19 protein-coding genes are annotated in these 22661 nt (G+C 71.9%); 12 read left to right on the top strand and 7 right to left on the bottom strand.

Annotated elements, in window-relative coordinates; all coding sequences use genetic code 11:
* Nucleotides 1-12: 12 nt before the first annotated feature.
* Nucleotides 13-1191 (bottom strand): glutathione-independent formaldehyde dehydrogenase, encoded by a 1179-nt coding sequence (locus ABZU25_RS26745; protein WP_355032123.1) that lies wholly within the window; start codon nucleotides 1189-1191, stop codon nucleotides 13-15.
* A 138-nt stretch (nucleotides 1192-1329) separates the two neighbouring features.
* Between ABZU25_RS26745 and ABZU25_RS26740 the strand changes: the two genes are divergently transcribed.
* Both ABZU25_RS26740 and ABZU25_RS26735 read left to right on the top strand, forming a co-directional pair.
* On the top strand, nucleotides 1330-1914 hold the full coding sequence (locus ABZU25_RS26740; RefSeq protein ID WP_355032122.1) for a WHG domain-containing protein: 585 nt from the start codon (nucleotides 1330-1332) through the stop codon (nucleotides 1912-1914).
* Nucleotides 1911-2744: an alpha/beta fold hydrolase gene (locus ABZU25_RS26735; protein WP_355032121.1), complete on the top strand. Its 834-nt coding sequence runs from the start codon at nucleotides 1911-1913 to the stop codon at nucleotides 2742-2744. The genes ABZU25_RS26740 and ABZU25_RS26735 overlap by 4 nt, the downstream gene beginning before the upstream one ends.
* 29 nt (nucleotides 2745-2773) lie before the next feature.
* Here ABZU25_RS26735 and ABZU25_RS26730 read toward each other — a convergent pair whose 3' ends face one another.
* Nucleotides 2774-3166 carry a PPOX class F420-dependent oxidoreductase gene (locus ABZU25_RS26730; protein ID WP_355032120.1) on the bottom strand — a complete coding sequence of 131 codons (393 nt, stop codon included), beginning with the start codon at nucleotides 3164-3166 and terminating at the stop codon, nucleotides 2774-2776.
* A 501-nt stretch (nucleotides 3167-3667) separates the two neighbouring features.
* Between ABZU25_RS26730 and ABZU25_RS26725 the strand changes: the two genes are divergently transcribed.
* Complete coding sequence (locus ABZU25_RS26725; protein ID WP_355032119.1) at nucleotides 3668-5353, top strand: ATP-binding cassette domain-containing protein; 1686 nt, start codon at nucleotides 3668-3670, stop codon at nucleotides 5351-5353.
* Nucleotides 5343-6797, top strand: coding sequence for an aminotransferase class V-fold PLP-dependent enzyme (locus ABZU25_RS26720; protein WP_355032118.1), 1455 nt, complete (start codon nucleotides 5343-5345; stop codon nucleotides 6795-6797). The genes ABZU25_RS26725 and ABZU25_RS26720 overlap by 11 nt, the downstream gene beginning before the upstream one ends.
* A 19-nt stretch (nucleotides 6798-6816) precedes the next feature.
* Here ABZU25_RS26720 and ABZU25_RS26715 read toward each other — a convergent pair whose 3' ends face one another.
* Nucleotides 6817-7215 (bottom strand): hypothetical protein, encoded by a 399-nt coding sequence (locus ABZU25_RS26715; RefSeq protein ID WP_355032117.1) that lies wholly within the window; start codon nucleotides 7213-7215, stop codon nucleotides 6817-6819.
* A 294-nt stretch (nucleotides 7216-7509) separates the two neighbouring features.
* Here ABZU25_RS26715 and ABZU25_RS26710 point away from each other — a divergent pair, with 294 nt between their 5' ends.
* A complete protein-coding gene (locus ABZU25_RS26710) occupies nucleotides 7510-8757 on the top strand; it encodes a family 16 glycosylhydrolase (RefSeq protein ID WP_355032116.1) in 1248 nt (415 codons plus the stop codon).
* A gap of 174 nt (nucleotides 8758-8931) precedes the next feature.
* Nucleotides 8932-9954: a DUF4331 family protein gene (locus tag ABZU25_RS26705; protein ID WP_355032115.1), complete on the top strand. Its 1023-nt coding sequence runs from the start codon at nucleotides 8932-8934 to the stop codon at nucleotides 9952-9954.
* Between the two features lie 143 nt (nucleotides 9955-10097).
* Here ABZU25_RS26705 and ABZU25_RS26700 read toward each other — a convergent pair whose 3' ends face one another.
* Together ABZU25_RS26700 and ABZU25_RS26695 are read right to left on the bottom strand one after the other, a co-directional pair.
* Nucleotides 10098-10328, bottom strand: a complete 231-nt coding sequence (locus tag ABZU25_RS26700; protein ID WP_184183641.1) for a DUF2188 domain-containing protein — start codon at nucleotides 10326-10328, stop codon at nucleotides 10098-10100.
* Nucleotides 10329-10401: 73 nt separating this feature from the next.
* Nucleotides 10402-11049: a M23 family metallopeptidase gene (locus ABZU25_RS26695; protein ID WP_355032114.1), complete on the bottom strand. Its 648-nt coding sequence runs from the start codon at nucleotides 11047-11049 to the stop codon at nucleotides 10402-10404.
* Nucleotides 11050-11181: 132 nt separating this feature from the next.
* Here ABZU25_RS26695 and ABZU25_RS26690 point away from each other — a divergent pair, with 132 nt between their 5' ends.
* The 6 genes from ABZU25_RS26690 to ABZU25_RS26665 all read left to right on the top strand — a co-directional run bounded on the left by ABZU25_RS26690 (nucleotide 11182) and on the right by ABZU25_RS26665 (nucleotide 19681).
* Nucleotides 11182-13584 carry a PEP/pyruvate-binding domain-containing protein gene (locus tag ABZU25_RS26690; protein ID WP_355032113.1) on the top strand — a complete coding sequence of 801 codons (2403 nt, stop codon included), beginning with the start codon at nucleotides 11182-11184 and terminating at the stop codon, nucleotides 13582-13584.
* 29 nt (nucleotides 13585-13613) lie between these two features.
* Entirely contained in the window at nucleotides 13614-14279 is a 666-nt protein-coding gene (locus ABZU25_RS26685; protein WP_355032112.1) for a hypothetical protein, read from the top strand.
* A 55-nt stretch (nucleotides 14280-14334) separates the two neighbouring features.
* A complete protein-coding gene (locus ABZU25_RS26680; RefSeq protein ID WP_355032111.1) occupies nucleotides 14335-14901 on the top strand; it encodes a TetR family transcriptional regulator C-terminal domain-containing protein in 567 nt (188 codons plus the stop codon).
* A gap of 130 nt (nucleotides 14902-15031) precedes the next feature.
* Nucleotides 15032-15670: an ATP-binding cassette domain-containing protein gene (locus tag ABZU25_RS26675; protein WP_355032138.1), complete on the top strand. Its 639-nt coding sequence runs from the start codon at nucleotides 15032-15034 to the stop codon at nucleotides 15668-15670.
* Between the two features lie 73 nt (nucleotides 15671-15743).
* Complete coding sequence (locus ABZU25_RS26670; protein WP_355032110.1) at nucleotides 15744-18773, top strand: FtsX-like permease family protein; 3030 nt, start codon at nucleotides 15744-15746, stop codon at nucleotides 18771-18773.
* A complete protein-coding gene (locus tag ABZU25_RS26665; protein WP_355032109.1) occupies nucleotides 18770-19681 on the top strand; it encodes an ATP-binding cassette domain-containing protein in 912 nt (303 codons plus the stop codon). The genes ABZU25_RS26670 and ABZU25_RS26665 overlap by 4 nt, the downstream gene beginning before the upstream one ends.
* 15 nt (nucleotides 19682-19696) lie before the next feature.
* Here ABZU25_RS26665 and ABZU25_RS26660 read toward each other — a convergent pair whose 3' ends face one another.
* Nucleotides 19697-21010, bottom strand: a complete 1314-nt coding sequence (locus ABZU25_RS26660) for a hypothetical protein (RefSeq protein ID WP_355032108.1) — start codon at nucleotides 21008-21010, stop codon at nucleotides 19697-19699.
* Between the two features lie 13 nt (nucleotides 21011-21023).
* Nucleotides 21024-22550 (bottom strand): alkaline phosphatase D family protein, encoded by a 1527-nt coding sequence (locus ABZU25_RS26655; protein ID WP_355032107.1) that lies wholly within the window; start codon nucleotides 22548-22550, stop codon nucleotides 21024-21026.
* Nucleotides 22551-22661: the final 111 nt, after the last annotated feature.

Below are 22661 nucleotides of genomic sequence, written 5' to 3'. Positions count from 1 at the left end.
GGTGCCGACCGGTCAACCCGGGCGCAGCACCACCTTGATCACCCCGTCCTCCCGCCGGTCGAAGCGGCGGTACAACTCCGGCGCGTCGGTCAGGCTGCCGTGGTGGGTCACGACGACGCTGGGCCGGGCACGACCGGCGACGACCAGGTCGCGTAGCAGCACCGTGTAGCGGCGGTCGTGGGTACGGCCGAACCGGACGGCGACGCCCTTGGCGAACAGCGTCCCCCACGGTGCGACGAGATCCTCGTGGACGTCCGCGCCGGGTCCGGGACGCGGGTCCTGCTCCGGATACACGCCCGCGACCGCTATCGCGCCGGTGGGATTGACCAGCCGGGCCGCGTCGGCGATGACCTGGTCCGGACGCTCCCGGTCCGGGTGCTCCCGGTCGCGGGCCTGGAACCCGACCGCGTCGATCACCTTGTCGACCCCGCCCAACTTCTCCTCGCCGAGCGGCAGCCCCACCCGGGCCCGGTCGGCGCGGATCTGCTCGACCGGGTCCCCCCGGCGGAAATCGATAGGTACGGCACCAATCTCCCCAGCCTTGTCGAGCCGAGCCTCGACGCCGTCGACGCAGTAGACGACCCGGGCACCCCGAAGCAGCGCCGCGTAGGCGCCGAGCAGGCCGATGGTGCCGGCGCCGAAGACGGCCACCGTGTCACCGGGCTCGACCCCGGCAAGCGTGGCGGCGGCGTGCCACCCCGTGACGAACGCGTCGGCCAGCAGCACGAAATCGTCCTCGTACCCGTCCCCCGGCTCACCGGGCACGGGTACGCAGTTGGCGTCGGCCCAGGGCACGCGCAGCAGGTCGGCCTGGGCACCCCGATAGGGGCCCATCCCGGCGTAGCCGTACGCCGCGCCCGGCCCCTCCGCCCGCACCCGCAGACAGGCCGCCGAGAGCCCCCGGGCGCACATCACACACGTACCGCAGAACAGGTGCGTGGGGATCACCACCCGGGTGCCCGGCCGGACGGTCTGCACCGCCCGGCCCACCTCCTGCACCACGCCCAGTGGTTCGTGGCCGAGCACCAGCCCGGGGTTGGCACCGGTCCGTCCGTCGTACATGTGCAGGTCGGTGCCGCACAGCGCGGTGGAGGTGATCCGCACGAGGGCGTCGGTCTCCGCCTCCAGCGTCGCGTCGGGCACCTCCCGCACGGCGACGGTTCGGACGTCGGCGTAGACGACGGCTCGCATCCGGAGATCTCCTGTTCGGCGACGAAAGAGCCGGTCTTCCCCCGACTGGGCAGTTCATGCCCCGGGTCGGTGGACCAGGCGGACCGCAGTGCTATCTTAGGGCTCCTAAGTTCTTTCCTAGCGGAACAAAGGTTCGGTATGCCACGGCAGGGACTGACAAGCGCGCGCGTCTCGGCCGCCGCGGCCGAACTGGCGGACGCGGTCGGTCTGTCCCGGATGACCGTCGCGGCCGTCGCCCGGCACTTCGGCGTCTCGGACGCCGCGCTCTACGTGCACGTCCGCAGTCGCGACGCGTTGATCGAGCAGGTCGCGGTCCGGGCGGCTGTCGCGTTCGCGGACGAACTCGCGCTCGCCGTGGCCGGGCGAGCGGGCCACCGGGCTCTCGTCGGGTTCGCCGACGCCTGGCGCGCGTTCGCCGTGGCGCACCCCGGGCAGTACGCCGCGACGCAGCTTCCGCTTCCGCCCGAGGTCGGCACGGGTTCGGCCGGGCATCTGCGCCTGATCGACCTGAGCTACGCGATGTTGCGCGGCTACGGGCTCGACGAGCCGGCGCTGACCGACGCGATGCGATTCGTCCGCAGCACCCTGCACGGCTTCGCGAGTCTCGAAGCCGTCGACGGCTTCGGGCATCCCCGCGCCGTCGACGCGTCGTGGCACTCGATCCTCGACGCGGTCCACACGACGCTGAGCAACTGGCCGACCGGACAACAGGAGCAGCAGTGAGCACTCACGATCAGTACGTCGAGTCCTCCGACGGGGCGCGCCTGGCGGTCCGGCGCCTGGGTGCCGGCGACCCCGTCGTCCTCGTGCACGGCTCGGGTGGTGGGCTGCACTCCTGGGCCACCGTCGCGGACCAGCTCGCCCGCGACCACGAGGTGTGGCTGCCGGCCCGGCGCGGATACGGTCCCAGCGACGTCCCGCCCGGCCCCAAGTCCTTCCGCGACGAGACCGCCGACCTGCTCGCGGTCATCGAGGCGGCACGGCAGCCCACCGGCAGGACGGTCCATGTCGTCGGCGCCTCCTACGGAGCGACACTGGCGTTGCACACCGCCTCGGCCGATCCACGCGGCATCCGGTCGCTCGCCATCTTCGAACCCCCGCTCTTCGCGGCCGGAGCGGAGGTCGCACCCCTGCTGGCCCGGTACCGCGCCGCCTTCGAGCGCGACGACGCCGCCGCGATGGCAGCTGCGCTGAACGACGTGACCCGGGTCCCGGCGGAGATCGTCGCCGCGCTGGCCGCCTCGGCGGGCGACCGGACGCCCGACCCGGTCGAGACGCGGCGTGCGGCGACCGGCTGGCTGCACGATCTCGAGGCCCTCGCCGGGGACAGCACTGACATCACCCGGTGGTCTTCGATCACCGTGCCGACTCTCCTGCTGGCCGGCGCGGACACCTGGGAGCCGATGCCCACGACGATGAACGCCCTCGCGCGGACGATTCCGGCGGCCCGCTACGTCGTCTGGGCGGGTCAGTCGCACTTCGTGACCAGGACGGCGCCCACCCTGGTCGCCGACGCTCTGCGGCAGTTCTTCGTCGAGGCCCCGGCGGCCTAGCCGGGTTCCGACGGTGACGGCGATCGCCGTCAGCCCATGGAACGCACCCGGTCGGGCTCGATGGTCAGGATGATCCGGGCCTGGTCACGGCCACCGAACCACGGGTAGGGCCCACCGAGGTAGCGCCGCGCCAACTGGTCGATGTGTTCGGCGGCGCCCTCGGTGCTGGTCTGCACCACCCGCCCCCGAACCTCGTGGTAGCGGCCCGGCTTCTGCGGGTCGGAGATCGCCACCGCCACCCGCGGGTCCCGCCGGACGTTCCGCGTCTTCTGGTGGGTTTCCACCGTGTTGATCAAAATGTACGTGCCGTCGGTGTCCACCCAGGTCTGGGTGAGCTGTGGTGAGCCGTCGGGCATCAGCGTGGTGACAAAGCAGGTGCTCGGCTCGCGCAGCAATGTGAGCAGGTCGTCGGGCAGATCCACGAGACAGTCTCCTTCCGAGCGACCAACCCCGTGTTGATCACCCGCCAACGGTCGCACGAATTGATCAGCGCCGCCGACCGGCAGGATCCGCACCGGTGCGGATCCTGCCCGTCACCTCGGCGGGCATCCTCGGCCTACTCGGGCACCTGCTGCTTGCGGAACTGTTCGACCGAAAGGCCGCCGCGACCCCAGTTCTCGGTCTCGACCTCGCGGCCTGGCGGGCCCGGGGGTCGACAGCCGGGAGGCCGCCCGATCGATCGTCGCGCAGATCGAGGGCCGGGTCCCGCTCGCGAAGTTGCTGAACGATCCGAGCCAGCTGGAGACGCTGTGGCGCAACTGCCTGGATCTCCTCCAGGTGCCGGCGGAGGCGCAGACCACCACCGGCTGAACGGACGACGGTCGTTGACCGTCCACTCCGGGCGCACTGCGCCGGCTGATCAGTAACATCGGCGAGGCACGATATTCAGGCGGACCACTCCCCGACCGGATCGAGCACTCGACATGACGACCGAGCAGACGACCTCTCCTGCACGTACCGGCGTCGGCATCGCCGCCAGTGGTCTGGGCCACATCGTCCGGGGTGGTCGCCAGATCCTGGACGACATCTCGCTGGCCATCGCCCCGGGCGAACTGGTCGCGATCATCGGCGCCAGCGGCGCCGGTAAGACCAGCCTGCTGGAGCTGCTGGCCGGGGTACGGCGACCGACAGGGGATGCCGTGACCTACGACGGCACCGCCCCGGCGGGCGCTATCGGTTTCGTCCCGCAGGACGACATCATCCACCGCGAGCTGCCACTGGCCCGCACCCTGCGTTACGCCGCCCGGTTGCGCCTGGCACCCGGCATCGGGCCGGCCGAGGTCAGCCGCCGAGTCGCGGAGGTGCTCGCCGAACTGCGCCTGACCGAACAGGCCGCCACACCGGTGGGCCTGCTCAGCGGCGGTGAGCGCAAACGCGCCAGCATCGCCGTCGAGCTGCTCACCCGGCCCGGCGTGTTCTTCCTGGACGAGCCCACCTCGGGGTTGGACCCGGCGATCGCCGTGGAGTTGCTCCGGGTGCTGCGTACGCTCGCCGACTCCGGGACCACCGTCGTGCTCACCACCCACCAGATCACCGACGTGGACCGCTGCGACCGGGTCGTCGTGCTGACCCGTCAGGGCCGTCTGGCGTTCACCGGCACGCCCGCCGCCGCCCGGGAGTTCTTCGACCTGCGGTCCCTCGTCGAGGTGCACCTGCGGCTCGACGAGGCGGCGCATCCGGCCGAGTGGCCCGATCGCTTCGCCGCGCAGCGCGACGCCAGCCCGCCGGCCGGTGCGATCGGCGACGGTGACAGCGCCCTGCCAGCGCCCCGGCGGGTCGGCCGACTGCGCCAGTGGGCCGTCCTCACCGCGCGCAACGCGGAGATCGTCGTCCGCAGTCGGCTGACCCTGGCGATCCTGCTCGGGTCGCCGTTGATGGTGCTCGGCATGTTCGCACTGCTGTTCCGACCGGGGGCGTTCGCGCCCACCCGGCCGAGCCCGACAGTGACCGTGATGATCCTGTTCTGGATCGCGTTCGGCGGCTTCTTCTTCGGGCTGACCTACGGGTTACTCCAGATCTGCACCGAGCTACCGATCCTGCGCCGGGAGCGGCTGGCCGGTGTCCGGCTGCTGCCGTACCTGATGGGTAAGGTCGCCGTGCTGCTGCCGCTGCTGGCCCTGGTGGATTTGGCCCTGCTCGGGGTGTTGCGCGGCATCGACCGGCTGCCGCCGGTCGACGGCACCGACTTCGCGGCCCTGTACGCGACCCTGCTGCTCGCCTCGGCGGCAGCGCTCACCCTCGGTCTGCTGTGCTCGGCGGCGGTCTCCGACGCGGCCCAGGCGACGCTCATGCTGCCGATGCTCTGCTTTCCGCAGGTGCTCTTCGTCGGTGCGATCCTGCCGGTGCCGGCCATGGCGGTCGGCGGCCAGTGGCTCAGCTTCGCGATGTCGAACCGCTGGGCGTTCGAGGGTCTGGGGCACACCGCCGGGGTGGAACGACTCTGGCGCGAGGGCGGCTCCCCGCTCGGCCCGCCGCTGCTGGCCACGTACGGCGACAGCTTCTCCCGGCCGGTCTGGGTGAACTGGCTGGTGCTCGGCGGCTTCACGCTGCTCTTCCTCGGCGCCGCCTGGGCGGTGCTGGTCCGACGGGACTTCCGTCGTGCGTCCTGAGCCGATCCCGCACGCCTCCCCCACGGCGCTGCCGGGCTACGCCGCCACCGGCCGGCTCGACGAGCTGCGCGCCACCGAATACCGGCACCTGGACACCGCCGGGCAGGTGTACCTCGACTACGCCGGGGCCGGGGTCGTGGCCCAGGCCCAGGTACGCGAACATCACGATCGGCTGCTCGCCGGCCTGTACGGCAACCCGCACTCGGAGAACCCGAGCAGCGCGGCGGCCGGTTCCCTTGTGGAGTCGGCACGACGCGCGGTGCTCGACTTCTTCCGCGCGGACCCGTCCGAGTACACGGTGGTCTTCACCCCGAACGCCAGCGGCGCCTGCCGGCTGGTCGGTGAGGCGTACGACTTCGGCCGCGCCGCTCCGCTCGTGCTGACCTGGGACAACCACAACTCGGTGAACGGCATCCGCGAGTACGCCCGGACGGCCGGCGCGGCAGTGCGCTACGTGCCGCTGAGCGGACCGGAGTTGCGGGTCGCCGAGTCGGACCTGGCCACGGTGCTCGACGCCGGCCGTGGCAGGCGGTGGGGTCGAGGTCGGCGAGGGCTGTTCGCCTATCCGGCACAGAGCAACTTCTCCGGCGTGCAGCACCCGCTGGGCTGGGTGGAGTTGGCCCACCAGCGCGGCTACGACGTGCTGCTCGACGCTGCCGCCTTCGCGCCGACGAATCGGCTGGACCTCAGCGTCGTCCGGCCGGAGTTCGTGTGCCTGAGCTGGTACAAGCTCTTCGGCTACCCGACCGGGGTCGGCGCGTTGCTGGCCCGCCGCGACGCGCTGGCCCGGCTGCGCCGGCCGTGGTTCGCCGGTGGCACGATCCGGGCGGTCAGCGTGCAGGGTGACTGGCACCGGTCGATGGACGACGAGTCGGCGTTCGAGGACGGCACCCTGAACTTCCTGAGCATCCCGGACGTGGAGTTCGGCCTGCGGTGGCTGGACTCGATCGGCGTGGACCTCGTGCACTCCCGGGTCGGTCTGCTCACCGAGTGGCTGCTGGCGCGGCTGGCCACGCTGCGGCACGCCAGCGGCCAACCCCTGGTCCAGGTGTACGGGCCGACGACGGGCGCGGGCCGCGGCGGCACTGTGACGTTCAACCTCCGCGACCCGGACGGCACCCTGGTCGATGAGCGGCTTGTCGCGCGGGAGTCGGCGGCGGCCGGCTTCGCCCTGCGTACCGGCTGCTTCTGCAACCCGGGCGCGGGCGAGGGCGCGTTCGGCATCAGCCGGGACTCGGTGCGGCGGCGGCTGTTGGCGCGGGTCGACACGATCGACAAGTACCTGGCCGCGCTGCGCCTGCCGACGGGCGGCGCGGTCCGCGTCTCCTTCGGGCTGGCGTCCACCGCGACCGACGCGGAACGCTTCGTCGCCTTCGTCCAGTCGACCTACCTGGACCGTGGGGTCGGCGTCGAGGCGCCACTGCCACCGCGGTTGCGCTGTTGACCCGTTCCGGGGCGGCGCGTCAGCTGACCTGGGCCACGGGCGCGGGGCGGTGCCCGATCTCCTCCATGAACGGGAACTGGGCGGTGAGCTCGGCGACCGTCAGCCCGGCCTGCCAGGCCGCAGCCACAGTGGCGACCTGCACCAGGTCCATCACGTCGCCGCGCGCCAGCACCTCGCCCGACACCCGCAGGTCGATCATGAAGTATCGGGCCTGCGATCCCAGCTTCACGCAGACCACGCCCTGGTCGGAGTGCAGTTCGGCGCAGGTGAATCGGCTCCGCCCCTGCTCGGGGGCGGTGACCCGGCCGAGATCGAGCCCGTGTCGGGCAGCGGTTTCGATGAGCGCGGGGGCCAGACCACCTCGCTCGACCAGGTCCGGGTAGAGGCGCACACCCAGCGCCGTCGACGCGTCGCTCATGACTGACTCCCACTTCCTTGTGACAGAGACCAGCAGCGCGCAGGTTACGAGGAGGTTTCCCGCACGCCTCGTCATCCTGTCCCGGGTGGACGCCCCACGGCAATAGGAAGGGTCGATTCGACCGCTTTCGCGTAACACTCGTCCGCGCTCGGTGTGCACGGCGCGAAGGGCGATGCGGGTGTATTGGAAACACTCTTGACAGAAAGACATGATATCGACATGCTTCCCTACGGAGAGCGCTCTCCGTCCTCTTCGCCGCGCAGCCTCCACCACTCCCCCGCTGAGGAGCCTCCCGTGTTCACAGCCCGCACCCGGTCTCGTCCCCTCGTACTCCTGGCGGTCGCCCTCGTCGCGACCACCGCGGCGCTCGTCCCCGCGCATCCCGACCGAGCCGAGGCCGCCATCGGCTCCATCAGCTGGCAGGACGAGTTCAACTCGTCGGCCGGCACCCCCGTCGACCAGAACAAGTGGCGCTTCGACACCGGCGGCAGCGGTTGGGGCAACAACGAGCGGCAGTACTACACGAACAGCACAAGCAACGCCGTCCACGACGGCCAGGGCAACCTGGTCATCACGGCCCGCCGGGACAATCCCGCCAACTACCAGTGCCACTACGGGCGCTGCGAGTACACGTCGGCGCGGCTGCTGTCGGCGGCCACCTTCACCCAGACCTACGGCCGATTCGAGGCCCGGATCAAGATCCCGCGCGGCCAGGGCATCTGGCCGGCGTTCTGGATGCTCGGCACCGGCGGCGGATGGCCCGACGCCGGCGAGATCGACATCATGGAGAACATCGGCCGGGAGCCCAACACCGTGTACGGCACCGTGCACGGGCCCGGCTACTCCGGCGGCGGCGGCATCACCGGCAGCCGCAACATCGGGGCGCCGCTCGCCGACGGCTTCCACACCTACCGGGTGGACTGGGAGCCGAACGTGATCACGTGGTACCTGGACGGGGTCCAGTACCACCGGGTCGATCCCGCGCGGCTCGGCGGCAACCGCTGGGTGTTCGACCACCCCTTCTTCATGATCCTCAACGTGGCGGTGGGCGGCAACTGGCCCGGTTACCCGGACGGTTCCACGCAGTTCCCGCAGCAGATGCTCGTCGACTATGTCCGGGTGTCCAGCTACACCTCCGGCGGCGGCGAGCCGGCACCCGGCACCAGCCGGATCCGGGGCGCGCAGAGCGGGCGGTGCATCGACATTCCCAGCGCCAACCCGGTCGAGGGCGCCAAGTTGCAGATCTGGGACTGCAACACCACAGCGGCCCAGGCCTGGACCTTCGCCTCCGACGGGACGGTCCGCGCGATGGGCAAGTGCATGGATCCCGCCTGGGCCGGCACGGCGAACGGCACCGAGGTCAACCTGGTCAGCTGCAACGGCAACACCGCGCAGCGCTTCACCCTCAACGCCGCTGGCGACCTGGTCAATCTCAACGCCAACAAGTGCGTGGACGTGCGGGACGCCAACCCCAACAACGGCGGCAAGCTGCACCTGTGGGACTGCCTCGGGGCCGCGAACCAGAAGTGGTCCCGCGTCTAGGGACGTTCAGCACGAGCGAAGGGCCGCCCGCTGACGCAGCGTCGGGCGGCCCTTCACCCTGACCCCTCCGCGGCCCGGGGGGTGAGGCCGAATTAGCCCGAAGGCAGGGAGAGAGCAGTCTGACGCCCACTATGTTCGGATATATCCAGAATCCGGCATTTCGGGAGTCAGCTCATGTCGCACCATCTCGACACCCCCCTCGCCGCGCAGGGCGGCCAGCTCTACATCGACGACCTGTACGTCTTCAACGGCGACCGCACCACGGTCTTCGTCATGGACGTCAACAGCTCGGTCACGAAGGCGGACATCAAGCGCGGCTTCCACGCCGAGGCACGCTACGAAATCAAAATCCACTTCAACGGCGCGGAGATGGAGGGGCTGACCTACCGATTCGCCTTCGGCGAGCCGGACGGCGACGGGAAGCAGACCCTCCAGTTGTACGAGCTCCCCGGCGAGGATGCCCGCGACGACGCCGCGATGGGCACCCCCATCGCCGAGGGACACACCGGCGAGGTGTCGACCGGCGGCAACGTCCGGGTCTGGGCCGGGCGGATCACCGACCCGTTCTACGTCGACCTCGACGAACTCGCCACCATCAACGGCGCGCTCAAGGACGGCGCCCGGGTGGACCGCTCGGCGTGGCGGATGGACCAGGCCAAGAACAGCTTCGCCGGCACGACCGTCGAGTCGATCGTCCTCGAGGTCTCCCACGACGAGCCACTGCTGCGCGACGGCACCGACATCGGCGTGTGGTGCCGCACGATGCTGGCCACCGACGCCGGCGGGTGGCGACAGATCAACCGCGCCGGCCACCCCATGATGTGGCCGCTGTTCTGGCCCCACGACACCGACTTCTCCAACCCCGCCAACTTCCGGCACCCCAGCAAGGACCTCTCCGAGGACGGCGAGGAGATCGCCAGCGCCGTCGCAGGCGTCATCGCCGCCAACGGCGCCGCCCCCGACCCGCAGGCGTACGGGTGGAGTGTCGCCCGACAGCTCTATCCCGACCTGCTGTCCTACCAGGTCGGCACGGCGGCCAACTACGGTTTCGCGGTCCGCAACGGGCGCAGCATGGCCGACAACGCACCCGAGGTGATGTTCTCCCTGGTGCTCAACACGGGCACCACGTCCGGCCTCACCCCGGAGGTCACCAAGGCCGCCCGCGCCACCAGCTTCCCGTACGTGGTGCCGGCCTGACCGACAACTGACGCGTCGCCCATGGCTCGGTGGCAGCCGAGGAGGGCGCGACCACCACGGCAGCCACGGTCAGTGCGGCACGGGCCTGCGCTGGCCTCGTCGACTCGACTCGACGAGGCCAGCGCAGGCCCGGCGGGTGGCGGTCAGCCCTCGATGTCGCGGGGGTCGCGGCTGCGGGGGTAGGTGTTCTTCTCCCCGATCGTGCCGTCCTGCTTCTTCACCACGTGTTCGACGCCACGGTCGGCCGCCATCTCACGGCCCTGGGCCTGCGCGTCGGCCTTCACGTCATGCGTACTGCTGGCCCGCTCGTTGCCCTCCGCCTTGTTCTTCCACTGCCCGTCCTCGTGGTACGTGTCGACGTCACCCTTGACCATGGCTGGCTCCTCCCTGGCGTCCGAACTGTCTCCCCAGTCAGTGCCCAGAGCCGGGCCGGGCAAACCGCGGTCCTCAGGAGACGGTCGGGCAGTTGTTGCTCACCTGCCGGAGGATTCGTTCGCGTTCGTCGGTGGTGATGCCCGACGGCGCCCCGTCGAAGTGGGTCTCGACCTTCTCCCAGCCGCGCCGCTGCTCGTAGTGCAGGTGCGGCGCGCCGGAGTTGCCGGTGCTGCCGAGCAGCCCGATCTGGTGGCCCTGACTAACCCGCTGCCCGACCGTGACCAGTGGCGGTTCGAGCATGTGCAGGTACTGCGTCTCCCACGTGCCGCCGTGGTCGATCTTCACCCAGTAACCGCCGCCACGCCCGCGGGGGCCTTCCGGGTTGTCCGGGGTACGGCCACCCACCGACCCGTTGATGCCCGCCTCGGTGACCGTGCCGCCGTAGGACGCGAGCACCGGCCGCCCCCACGCCTCACCCTCGGTGGGGAACAGGTCGACGTCGTAGTCGTCGTGACCGGGGTAGGTGCTCAGTTGCCACGTCTCGCCGCAGGCGACCGGCAGCTGGAAGTGCGGGCGCGGCCCCGCCGGTCGCAGCATCGGCACGACGACAAGCGCGATGCCGAGGATCGCCGCCGCCGCGACGAGCGCGATGAGGACGCGGATGTTACGGCTGCGGGCGCGACGGTGGGAGCGCGGTGTGGTCGGGCGGCCGGTCGTCACCGTCCTGAGGATGGCAGACGCCGGCAACGCCTCGGTGCCGGGTCACACCTCCGCCAGCGTCACATTGCAGTTGCATCGTAAAGGCGTTACGGTGTATGCAATACGATTGCATTGCAAAGAGAGAAGGCTCCGATGCAGGTCATCGCGTTGTCCGAGGCGACCGCCGACATGGTTGACCTGGTCGGCGGCAAGGCGGCCGGGCTGGGCGAGCTGATCAGGCACGGCGAACGGGTGCCCGAGGGCTTCTGCCTCACCACCGAGGCGCACCGACTCGGCGTCATCCCCACGGCCGAGGTCGTCGCCGCGTACGAGCGGCTCGGCGCGGGCCCCGTCGCGGTGCGCTCCAGCGCCACCGCCGAGGACCTGCCGGACGCGAGCTTCGCCGGGCAGCAGGACACCATCCTCAACGTCACGGGCACCGACGACCTGATCGCCGCGATCACGACCTGCTGGACCGCACTGCACACCGACCGCGCGACCGCCTACCGCGACGCCCGCCAGATCGATCACCAGACGGTACGGATGGCCGTCATCGTGCAACGCATGATCACGCCCACCGTGGCCGGAGTGCTGTTCACCGCGAACCCGCTGACCGGCCGTCGCGACGAGATGGCGGTCGACGCCGCCGCAGGTCTGGGCACGACAGTGGTGGACGGCGCGGCGAGCGTGGACCACTACGTCCTCGACGGCGTCGAGCGAGCCGCCACGGGCTGCCTGACGTCCGCACACCTGGCCGACCTCCGCGCCACGGGCGACCGGTTGCAGGCCCACTTCGGCTGCCCCCAGGACGTGGAGTGGGCGATCGACGCGGACGGCGTCAGGTGGCTTCTGCAGTCACGGCCGATCACCACCCTGTTCCCCCTCCCACCGGAGAGCGGAAAGCCCCTCCCCCGCGTCTACCTGGAGTTCGGTCACGTCCAGGGCATGCTGCGACCGGTCACACCGATGGGCATGTCGACACTGCGGACGCAGATCGCCGCGATGCTCGCCGCGCTCGGCGTACGGGTCGAGATCGTCGACATCGGCGGCCGGCTCTACGGCGACCTGACCGACCTGGCGCGGGACCGGTCGGCCCGCCGGCGACTGGTGAAGCTCCTGGCTGTCGACTTCGGCCCGCGCGCCCAGGCGGTGATGCGGCACGTGCTGGCGGACCCCCGGTTCGCCTCGACCGCTGGCCGCAGCACGCGCGGCCGGGCGCGGGGCGCCGCGTCGCTGCGGACGGCCGGCCGCGCCCTGGTGGGGATCCTGCGGGCGCTGACCCGTCCCGAGACCGCACGGATCCGGATGTTCGAGGCGATCGAGCAGCTCAGAGTGCGATCGGCCGCCCCCGCCGACCTGCGGACCGCGGCCGATCGGCTGAGCTTCGTGCAGGCGCGGGACACCGACGACAGCGCCGACGCGATCATGTGGCCGATCGTCGCGGGCGTGCTCGCCTCGGCGCTGCCGGCCGCGCTGCTCAAGGGAATCGCCGGCCCTGACGAGATCCACACCGTGCTGGGCGGGATGCCGCACAACGTCACCATCGAGATGGACCTGGCCCTCTGGCGGCTCGCCCAGGGCGCGGGCGACCATCGTCAACTCCTGCTCGACACCCCGCCTACCGAGTTGGCCACGCGCCACCTCCACGGAACGCTGCCCGACATCGGCATGGCCGCCTTCCTGGACGCCTACGGTCACCGGGGCGTCGCCGAGGTCGACCTCGGCGTGCCGCGCTGGGCGGAGGACCCCACCCCGGTCTTCGCCGCGGTCGCCAACTACCTGCGGGTCACCGATCCGGCGCAGGGCCCCGACCAGCGCTTCCAGCGGGCCAGCGCGGCAGCGGAGGCGGCGTTGGAGGAACTGGTCGGGCGCGCCCGCCGTCGGCGGCCGGTGCGGGGCAGCATCGCCGGATTCCTGCTGCGCCGGGCGCGGTCACTTGCCGGCCTGCGCGAGGCCGGCAAGTTCGCCGGGCTGTACCCACTGCGCGAGACGCGCCGCCAACTGCTGCTCGTCGGCGCCGACCTGCACGACTCCGGGCTGCTGGACCAGCCCGACGACATCATGTTCCTGACCCTCGACGAGGCGCACGCCGCCGTACACCAGGGTGTTGACCCGCGCGCGACTGTCACCTCCCGACGGGCGACGCACCGCCGGGAGCTGCGCCGCCGACGCGTGCCGGTGGCGCTGCTATCCGACGGCACCGACGTCGAGACCGTCCTGCCGGCGGTCCCCGCCGGCGACGGGACGCTGATCGGCGTGGGCGCGTCGGCGGGCCGGGTGACCGGACCCGCCCGGGTCGTCCACGACCCGGCCACCGCCCACGTCGAGCCCGGCGACGTCCTGGTCTCCGCGACCACAGACCCGGGCTGGACCCCGCTGTTCCTCACCGCCGCGGCGTTGGTCACCGAGACCGGCGCGATCATGGCGCACGGCCCGACGGTGGCCCGGGAGTACGGCATTCCCGCCGTCATCTGCGTCCCGGACGCCACCCGGACGATCTCCACCGGGCAGCTCGTCACAGTGGACGGTGGCGCCGGAACCATCACCGTCCACTGACCGTCGGCCCGCTACCGAGAAGGACGACAATGACCGACACGAAGGCACCGAGCAGGGCGCGAGTGGGCCCACTGCTGCGCCGGGCGGCCGAGGCCGAGGCCGCGACATGGCGCAGCCTGTACGTCTGGGCCCGGCGCCGCCCCCTGCCACTGGGGCCCGGCGACGAACCGTTCGGCTACCTCGGCGTGGTCAAGCCGATCCTGGGCATCTTCATCGGCCTGTCGGTCGTGGAGATCCCCATCTTCGATGTCGTCGTCACCCACGTCGTGCCGTGGCGGCCGGCCCGCTGGATCGTGCTCGGCCTCGGCATCTGGGGTCTGCTCTGGATGATCGGGCTCTTCGCCAGCATGACGATCCACCCCCATCTGGTGGGCGACCGGGGCCTGCGCGTACGCCTCAGCTCGGGCATCGACATCTGGATCCCCTGGACGGACGTCGAGGCGCTGCGCAAGCGTTACCGCTCGCTGCCGTCGAGCAGGTCGGTGCAGGTCGAGCAGGAGGGTGAGCGCCGGGTGGTGTCCATCTCGGTCGGCAGCCAGACCAGCATCGACGTCCTGCTGCGCCGGCCGCTGACCTTCGATCTGGCGAAGACCGGGTCCCTGCCCATGGACGAGCTGCGACTGTACGCCGACGACCCGGACGGCCTCCTGCGCAGCGCGCGGGGCGCCCCCGCGAGCACCACCGCCGGCCGGTAACCGCCGCCGCCGCCGGCGGACTGCCCGGATCACCCACTGTGAAACGATCGAGGCCATGCCCAAGAAGGTCGATCACCAGGAGCGACGCACCCTCATCGCGGACGCGCTGATGCGGGTCGCCGCGGATCAGGGCCTGGAGGCGGTCAGCCTCCGCCATGTCGCCGCCGAGGCCGGCGTGTCCGCCGGCATGGTCCAGCACTACTTCCGGACCAAGGACGAGATGATGGCGTTCGCGTTGAGCGTGGTGCGGGAACGCAACCAGATCCGGGTCACCGAGGCGCTGGCACGACTGGGTGTGGACCCGCCGCCCCGGCTGCTGCTGCGGACGATGGTCGCCGCACTGCTGCCCCTGGACGAGGGGACCCGCGACGACGGGCGGGTGGCGCTCGCGTTCCTCGCCTACACGGCGGTGCGTCCGGCCGCCGCGCCGAGCCTCCGCGAGGGCACCCGGCAGCTCACCGGGTTCATCGCCGGTGTCCTGCCCGACCGGCACGACGACGCCGCCGCGGCCGGCCTGCTGGCGCTCATGGAAGGGCTCGGCGTCTACCTGCTGGGTGGGCAGTACACCGCCGAGCAGGCGCTGAGCGCGCTGGACGCCCACCTGGACCTGCTCTTCGGCTGATTCCGTCGGAGCTGGGCTCTGGCCCCCGACCCGGTGGTGCACCGCCATCCACGGGATTGTGCGGGTCCCGCCCGCCGTGGCAGTCTGCGGATCCTTGGGTGCCGGAAGAGGGCGGTGGCACATGCTGCGCATGCACGGGGCGTCAGTCGGCTACGGCGACGCGCCGGCCGTCCTCCGGGAGATCTCGGTGACGGTCCGACCGGGTCGGGTCCTGGCGTTGACCGGGTCGTCGGGCGCGGGCAAGACGACACTGCTCAACGCGATGGCGGGGCTGTTGCGGCCCCGGGACGGGTCGGTGACCGTCGACGGGCAGCCGCTGCGCGACCGTGATCACGCGGTCGAGCACCGGATCGTGCTGATCCCTCAGGACAACGGCCTGGCCCCGATCCTCACGGCGGCCGAGAATCTTCAGGTGGCGCTCGTGGCCGACGGTGTGACACCACCGGAGGCCCGCCGGCAGACCGGCGCGATGCTGGCTCTGCTGGGCCTCGCCGGCCAGGCCGACCAACTCGTCGAAGAGTTGTCCGGTGGCCAACAACAGCGGACGGCCGTCGCCCGGGGCCTGGCCCTGCGCGGAGGTGTGCTGCTGGCCGACGAGGTGACAAGCGAGCTGGACGCGGGCAACCGGCAGCGGGTTCTGGACCTGTTGCACGACGAGGCGCGGCGGGGCGCGGCTGTCGTGTTCGCCACCCACGACCCGGAGGTGGCCGCCGCCTGCGAGGCGGAACTGCACCTCGTCGAGGGGCGGGCGGAGATTATCCGCGACTGAGAAACCCCGGCAGGTTCCGATCCCATTCGCACGGGACGGCGGGCGGCGGGCCCGGTCGATACCCTCGGCACCAATGTTGACAGTCATCTGGGGAGCGATCGCGGCCCGCCGGGCACAAGCCTTGGCAGTGCTTCTGCTCACCGTGCTCGCGAGTGCCGCCGCCGCGGCCGCGCCGAGCTACGTCGCCGCCGCCGGCCAGGCCCTGGCCCGCTACGAGGTGTCCAGGGCAACGCCGAACGAGCTTCGGCTGCGGCTCGCCGACCCCGTCGAATATCCGGGGATGCCCGGTGACCCCGCACGGACCCCGTTCGCCGGCAAGGTCCGGCAGCTGACGCCGGCCGGGTTCGAGGTCGTCCTCGGTGCTCAGAGTAGTGGCGTCGCCGCCGGCCCGGCCGGGACGGTGACCTCGAGCCTGGTCTTCCGAGCGGGGGTCTGCGAGCGGGTCACCGTGGCCGGCGCCTGCCCCCGGGCCACCCCACGGGGGCAACTCCCCGAGGTCATGGTCAGCACGCCGACCGCCGCGCGTCTCGGTGTCGTCGGCGGCGACCAGTTCACGTTCGGCGTGGTGCCGGTGCGGGTGGTCGGCGTCTACCAACCGCTGGAGGTGACCGATCCGTTCTGGCTGGGCGCGGAGTACATTCGGCCCGCCGCGGCGGGTCCGACCAGCACGCCGGCCGTGGGCAGCGCGGAGGACGCCATCTTCACCGCCGAGGCCGCGCCCCTGACCGACGACGACGCGATCCTGTACCGGTCGACGGCCGACCTCTACGTCACCGAGCACCTGCTCGACACCCGGTCCGCGGCGGACCTGCGGGCGGCGGTCGCGGTGGTGACGCGGGACGGGAGCCGCGCGGGCCTCGGGGGCGGCACCAGCCTGTCCCTGCTGCTTGACCGGGTGGCCCTGCAACGTGGGCAGCTGGCCGACGGCGTGACGCTGGGCGCCGGGCTGCTCGTCCTGCTCTGCTGGCTGGTCCTCTTCGTCGCGGTCAGTTCGGCGGCGGACCAGCGCCGACCGGAGCAGGGCCTGCTCCTGCTCCGCGGGGTGCAGCGCCGACGGCTGTGGGCGCTGGCGATCGGTGAGCACGCGGTACCCGTGTTGATCGCCATCCCCCTCGGCTGCCTGGGCGGCATCGCCGCCGCCGCACTGCTCGCCGCGCACACCCTTCCGGCCCGGGCGGACGTCACAGTGGACGCCACAGTGCTCGGCTTCGCCGCCGTCGGCGCGGTCGGCGCGCTCGCCGCGGTGCTGCTCGCCCAGCTTCGGATGTTGTCCGGGTCGGTCGTCGACCTGCTGCGTCGGGTCCCGGCACGGACCCGCGGCTGGCGGGCGACCATCGGTGACATCGTCGCGGTGTCCGTCGCCGTGGCCGCCGTGGTGCAGTTGCGCTCCGGCGGATCGCCCAGCGGGCTGGCCCTGGTGGCACCGGTCGCCGGGGCGCTCGCCGCGGGTGTGCTGCTGGCGCGGGTCGCGATGATCATCGGCGCGGCGGCGGGCGCGGCGCTCCTGGCGCGCGGCCGGACAGCCAACGGTCTCGCCCTGGTGCAGGTGGCCCGACAACCACGCTTCCGGCCCCTGATCGCGCTACTCACCGTGGTCATCGCGATGCTCGCCTTCACCGCCGCGACGAGCGAGGTCGCGTCGGCCGCCTACACCGATCGGGCAGTTGTCGAGGTCGGCGCGCCGCGCGTGGTCCAGGTCGACGCGACGTCCCGATCGCACCTGTTGAAGGCCGTGCGGACGGCTGATCCCGAGGGTCGCTTCGCGATGGCCGCGGTGGTGACGACCGCCTCCTCCGAGGCCGGCACACCGCTGCTCGCTGTGGACTCCGACCGGCTGGCGACGGTGGCCGCGTCGCATCCGTCCTACGGCGTGTCCCTGGCGGACATCGCGCGAAAGATCCACCCGGCCGCGCCCGGGGAGCCGGTGTACTTCCGGGGGCAACTGCTCGACATGGTCCTCTCCGCCAGCTTCGACGCCGAGGCCTTCGCCGGGAACCGGGTTCGCCTCGCGGTCACTGTCGCCAGCGCCAACGGCACCCGGGTGGTCCTTTCCCGCGAGGACGTCAAGCCCGTCCGCAAGGCTTACCCCCTCCAGGTGCCCGAGTGCGCGCAGGAATGCCGCCTCATCAAGATTGAGATCGTGGCTCCGGTGGTCTCCCGCCAACTGGAGGTCCACTTCGAGGAGTTACGCAGCAGCGACGAGGACGGCGGACGCGAGACGGTGGTGCTGACCGGCGCGCAGTTCGCCGACCTGAAGCGGTGGCGGCTGTCCGACACGAGCACCACCCGCGCGAGCGGGACGACCACGGCGCTGGTCCTCACCGTTGACGAGAACCGGCGATCGACGCCGGCCGGCATCAGTGTTGTCGACGCGCCGTTCCCGCTCCCCGGCTACCTGACCCGAGGGACGGGGACACTGCTCGGCGCTTCTCACCCGTACGACGGGGTCGACGGGACACCGACCACGGTCTCGGTGCTCGGCCTGGCCGACCGGCTGCCGCGATTTGGTGGAGCGGGTCTGGTCGTCGACCTGGAGTACGCGGATCGCCTTGCCGTCGCCAGCCAGAACGGCAACGAGGAGGTCTGGTTGACGCGCTCCGCTCCCGCCGACGTCCTCGATCGGCTTCGCGCCCAGGGTCTGGTCATCAAGGCCGACCGGACGACCGCCGGTGTACGACAGGATTTCGATCGACAGGGTGCCGCGCTGGCCCTGCGCTTCAACCTGTTCGCCGCGCTGGCCGGGGTGCTGATCGGAGCGGCCGGCCTGATCGCGATGGCGGCGGCCGAGCAGCGTACCCGGGTGGTCATGTTGGTGGCGCTGCGTCGGCAGGGGTTGCCGCCCCGGGCCGTGCGTGGCGGCTACGGGTGGCCGGTCGCGGTCGCCGCGTTGTCGGGCGGTCTCGTCACGCTGGTGATCTGGCTGCTCACCCGGGGCGGGCAGCGCCTGTTCAGTGACGGCCGCTCGCCGGTCCCGTTGCCCGACTGGCCGGACGTCGGCCGTCTGCTGTTGTTCACGGTGCCCACCATCGCGTTGTTCGCCCTCACCGCGGTCGTGCTCGGCCGGGTCGTCGCCGCCTCGGTACGCCGCCGGAGCAGCCGATGACCGCCACCCGACCGGCCGGGGGTGTGGCCGTCACCTGTCACCGGCTCATCCACATCTACCCCACCGGTGCCGGTGACGTCGTCGCGCTCTCCGGCGTGGACCTGCGGATCTCGCCGGGCGAGATGTTGGCGCTGGTGGGGCCGTCCGGCTCGGGAAAGTCCACGCTGGTGGCGATCCTCGGCGGGCTCATGCAACCGTCCGCCGGGCGCGTGTACGTGGGCGACCACGAGCTGTCCCGGCTCTCGGCCAAGGGCCTGGCGGCTCTTCGCGGGGCCACGGTCGGCACGGTGCTCCAGGGTGCCGAGCGCAACCTGCTGCCGTACGTGTCGCTGTCGCGCAACGTCTGGTTGGCGCAGCGACCCGCGGCACGCGTCGCCGGGCGCCGGCTCGACCCACCGGAGGCGATCCTGGAACTCGTGGGCCTCGGCGGTGCCGGCACGCGCCGGGTGGGCGACCTGACTCCGGGGCAGCGTCAGCGGGCCGCTCTGGCGCAGGGGCTCGCGGCCGGGCCCGGGCTGCTGCTTGTCGACGAGCCGACCAGCCAGCTCGACGCGTCCGGTCGGGACGAGGTGCTCACGGCGCTGGCCACCGTCAACGCGCAGCGGGGCACCACAGTGGTCGTGGTGACCCATGACGGCGAGGTGGGCGCCCGGCTGGGCCGCGCCGTCACCATCCGGGACGGCCGGGTCGGTGCCGAGGGGCGTAACGGCCAGGACTTCGCCGTGGTGGCCGGCGACGGCACCATCCAGTTGCCGCCCGAGACGTTGGCGGCCTTCCCGGCCGGGACGTTGTTCGCTGTCGACCACGCCGACCAGTCGGTCACCCTGCGCGCCGTGGCCACCCCGTCGTCCGTCGGCGGGGACGACGGGGTGGCCAGGACCGGCGGCGGGCCCGACCACGCCAGCTGAACGGGCCCGGTCGGCTCAGTGCGCCGTGGTGCCCGCCCGCGCCTTCAGGCGACGCAGCTCATCGGCGGACATCAGCCAGGTCGAGTTCGTCGCGCCCAAGCCGAGGAGCACCTGGTCGAAGGCGTTTCCGTCGTTGTCGTCGGTGTAGCACAGGCTCACCTCGCCCCAGGGAGACGTGGCGATGGCCAACTGCTCCTGGCGGCCCGTCGTGGTCTGGCTCAGCGCCTGGGCCGCCAGCCGGCCGGTGGGCGTGCCGTCCGGGTTGAGGCCACGCGCCCAGACGTCCGGGTTGGTGCCCGACACCGTCCAGCCCACCACCACGTTGTCCTGGTCGTCGATGCCGACGCCGGGCGCGACGGCCCCGGCCCCGGCGGAGACCTGGACCTCCTCGTGCCGGGCGGTACCGGCCGAGGTGAACGACCGCGCCCAGACACCTCGGGTGCCGGTGTGGTCGGATTCCCACCCGACGGTGAAGTCCCCGGCGAAGTTCGCCGCGACCGAGGGCCGCTGCTGCTGCCCGCCGCTCTGCGCGTTGGCGGTCCGCCGCGACAGCACCACCGCGCCGTTGGACCGGGCCAGGCGGGTCAACCCGATGTTGTACGAGCCGTTCGCGTCGGCGTCCTCGTCCCAGACCACCAGCGCCTCACCGGTCGCGGACACCGCCACGTCGGGGCGGTGGTGCGTACCAGTGCTCTGCGAGGCGGTCACCTCGTACACCTTGGTGGTGGCCGCGGTGTAGCCGGCGGCCTTGACGGTGGCCGGAGCGGTCCCCTGGACGTCCTCCCAGACCACTGTGAAGCCGACCCCGGCGGTGCTCGGCGCGCCGTCCGGGTCGACTGCCACCTTCGGCCAGATCTGCTGCCCGGCGTCGCTGGCGTTGGCCTGCCCCGAGCCGAGCACCGTGCCGCTGGGCGACACCACCCGGTACTGGATGTTGTAGACACCGTTGCCGTCGCCGTCGGCGGCCCAGACCACCACGGCGTTGCCCCGGTCGTCGAGCCCCACGTCGGGGCTGATGTGCCGCCAGGCGGCCCCACTGGTGCCCCCGCCGGAGAGCTTCAGCTCGTACGCGGGCGTGCCGTCGCGGAACAGTCGCAGGTAGATCTCGCTGTGGGTGTCGTCCTCGGGTGCGGTGCTGTCCCGGTCGTCCTCCCACACCACGGCGACCTGGCCGTTGCGGTTCGTGGCGATGCCGGGCAGGTCCTGGTCGCCGGTGGCCACGCTGTTCGCGGTGGTCCAGGTGATCGCCTCGGCGGTGACCGCGATCGGGGCCGGTGCCAGGCTCGGGACCAGCAGGGAGGCGGCGAGCAGTGCGGTGAGTGCGGTCATGGTGGGACTCCTTCTACCCGGCCTGCAGGCCAGGTTGGCCGTCGAGGATGACGAACGAGCGGGCCGTGGCCGCCGCGGCGCCGTGTTCGGTCACCGTGTTCACAGTGCGGAAGTCCGCGCGGACCTGGCTGCGACTGATCGTGGTACGCACGTAGCCACGCCGGTCCGAGTAGAACTTCAGGTGCGGGTTGGCCGCCGCGTTCGGGACCGTGGTGCTGCCGCTGCCGTTGCCTGTCGACGTGATCGAGGTGCAGACCAGTTCGGTGCCGATGGTGGCCGAGGCGGGGTTGGCGTAGTCGGCCTTGAGGTCGTTGGCCCACGACCGGTGCACGTCGCCGGTGAGCACCAGCGGGTTGCGTACCCCGCGCTGCTGCCAGCCGGTCTGGATCCGGCTGCGGGAGGCCCGGTAGCCGTCCCAGGCGTCCATGCTCGCCGCCCCGTTCGCGTCGAGTTGTTGGGCGAAGAAGACCTGTTGGCCGAGGATGTCCCAGGTGCCGTAACGCTGGGCCAGTCCGTCGAGCAGCCACGCCTCCTGGGTCGCGCCGGTCAGGGACCGGGAGGCCAGGTCGGCGTCCCCGCAGACCTTCCAGCCGTCCCCGCACGCCTGGTCGTCGCGGAACTGCCGGGTGTCGAGCATGTGGAAGGTGGCGAGTTGTCCCCACCGGACCCGCCGGTACAGCGGGATGCTGTTGCCGTTGGCGGCGGAGGCCGGCCGCAGCGGCATGTTCTCGTAGTAGGCCCGGTAGGCGGCGGTCCGCCGGGCGGTCCACTGCGCGGCGGTCAGCGTCGGGCTGCTGTCGTTGCGGACCATGTTGGCGTAGTTGTTCTCCACCTCGTGGTCGTCCGGCACCACCAGCCAGGGTGCCGCCGCGTGCGCCGCCTGCAGGTCCGGGTCGGACTTGTAGAGCGCGTACCGGCGGCGGTAGTCGGCAAGCGACACGATCTCGGCGCCGACGTGCTGCCGCACCGTGGAGGTGCCGACGCCACCCTCGTAGATGTAGTCGCCGAGGTGCAGGATCAGCCCCGGGTTGTCCTCGGCCATCCGCCGGTACGCGGTGTAGTAGCCGGCCTCGTAGTGGGCGCAGGAGGCGAAGGCCATCACCAGGTCGCGGCCGACGGTGCTGGGCGCCGGGGCGGTCCGGGTCCGTCCGACCGCGGAGATCTGACCCTGGGCCCGGAATCGGTAGTAGTAGTCGGAGTCGGCGGCGAGCCCGCCGGCGATCGCGTGCACGGAGTGCGCGTCGGCGTAGCGGGCGGTCACCGAGCCGGAGGCGACCAGCGAGGTGAACCGGTCGGTGGTGGACACCTGCCACTCGACGGCCACGTCGGCGTTGGCCATGCCGCCCTGCCCGTCGGCGTTGAGCGGAGACGGTGCCAGCCGGGTCCACAGGACCACGCTGTCGGGCGCCGGATCACCGGACGCCACACCGAGTTTGAAGGGGTACGGCACCGCGGCGCGGGCACCCTGGCGGGGGGTCACCGCGACGCCGGCGGCAGCCAGTCCACTGAGGACGAATATGCGACGGCTCAGCCTTGTCATGGTCAACAGCCTTGAGAACGTCGATGAACGGCGATGGGTGCCGCGTGGAATCCCACATGACGGGAGGCTGTCCGCGCCAAGGCAGTCAGGTGTCCTGGCCGCCCGACAGCC

This window comes from Micromonospora sp. NPDC005215, assembly GCF_040607915.1.
GTDB lineage: Bacteria > Actinomycetota > Actinomycetes > Mycobacteriales > Micromonosporaceae > Micromonospora.
The sequence above is the reverse complement of the archived record's forward strand: the minus strand, read 5'-3'. Positions and strand labels throughout refer to the sequence as shown.

Coding starts and splice junctions, on each gene's coding strand:
- ABZU25_RS26685 (WP_355032112.1), top strand. CDS start 13,614: ATGACCGACACGAAGGCACCGAGCAGGGCGCGAGTGGGCCCACTGCTG.
- ABZU25_RS26745 (WP_355032123.1), bottom strand. CDS start 1,191: ATGCGAGCCGTCGTCTACGCCGACGTCCGAACCGTCGCCGTGCGGGAG.
- ABZU25_RS26665 (WP_355032109.1), top strand. CDS start 18,770: ATGACCGCCACCCGACCGGCCGGGGGTGTGGCCGTCACCTGTCACCGG.
- ABZU25_RS26740 (WP_355032122.1), top strand. CDS start 1,330: ATGCCACGGCAGGGACTGACAAGCGCGCGCGTCTCGGCCGCCGCGGCC.
- ABZU25_RS26660 (WP_355032108.1), bottom strand. CDS start 21,010: ATGACCGCACTCACCGCACTGCTCGCCGCCTCCCTGCTGGTCCCGAGC.
- ABZU25_RS26725 (WP_355032119.1), top strand. CDS start 3,668: ATGACGACCGAGCAGACGACCTCTCCTGCACGTACCGGCGTCGGCATC.
- ABZU25_RS26680 (WP_355032111.1), top strand. CDS start 14,335: ATGCCCAAGAAGGTCGATCACCAGGAGCGACGCACCCTCATCGCGGAC.
- ABZU25_RS26655 (WP_355032107.1), bottom strand. CDS start 22,550: ATGACAAGGCTGAGCCGTCGCATATTCGTCCTCAGTGGACTGGCTGCC.
- ABZU25_RS26700 (WP_184183641.1), bottom strand. CDS start 10,328: ATGGTCAAGGGTGACGTCGACACGTACCACGAGGACGGGCAGTGGAAG.
- ABZU25_RS26705 (WP_355032115.1), top strand. CDS start 8,932: ATGTCGCACCATCTCGACACCCCCCTCGCCGCGCAGGGCGGCCAGCTC.
- ABZU25_RS26690 (WP_355032113.1), top strand. CDS start 11,182: ATGCAGGTCATCGCGTTGTCCGAGGCGACCGCCGACATGGTTGACCTG.
- ABZU25_RS26715 (WP_355032117.1), bottom strand. CDS start 7,215: ATGAGCGACGCGTCGACGGCGCTGGGTGTGCGCCTCTACCCGGACCTG.
- ABZU25_RS26670 (WP_355032110.1), top strand. CDS start 15,744: ATGTTGACAGTCATCTGGGGAGCGATCGCGGCCCGCCGGGCACAAGCC.
- ABZU25_RS26675 (WP_355032138.1), top strand. CDS start 15,032: ATGCACGGGGCGTCAGTCGGCTACGGCGACGCGCCGGCCGTCCTCCGG.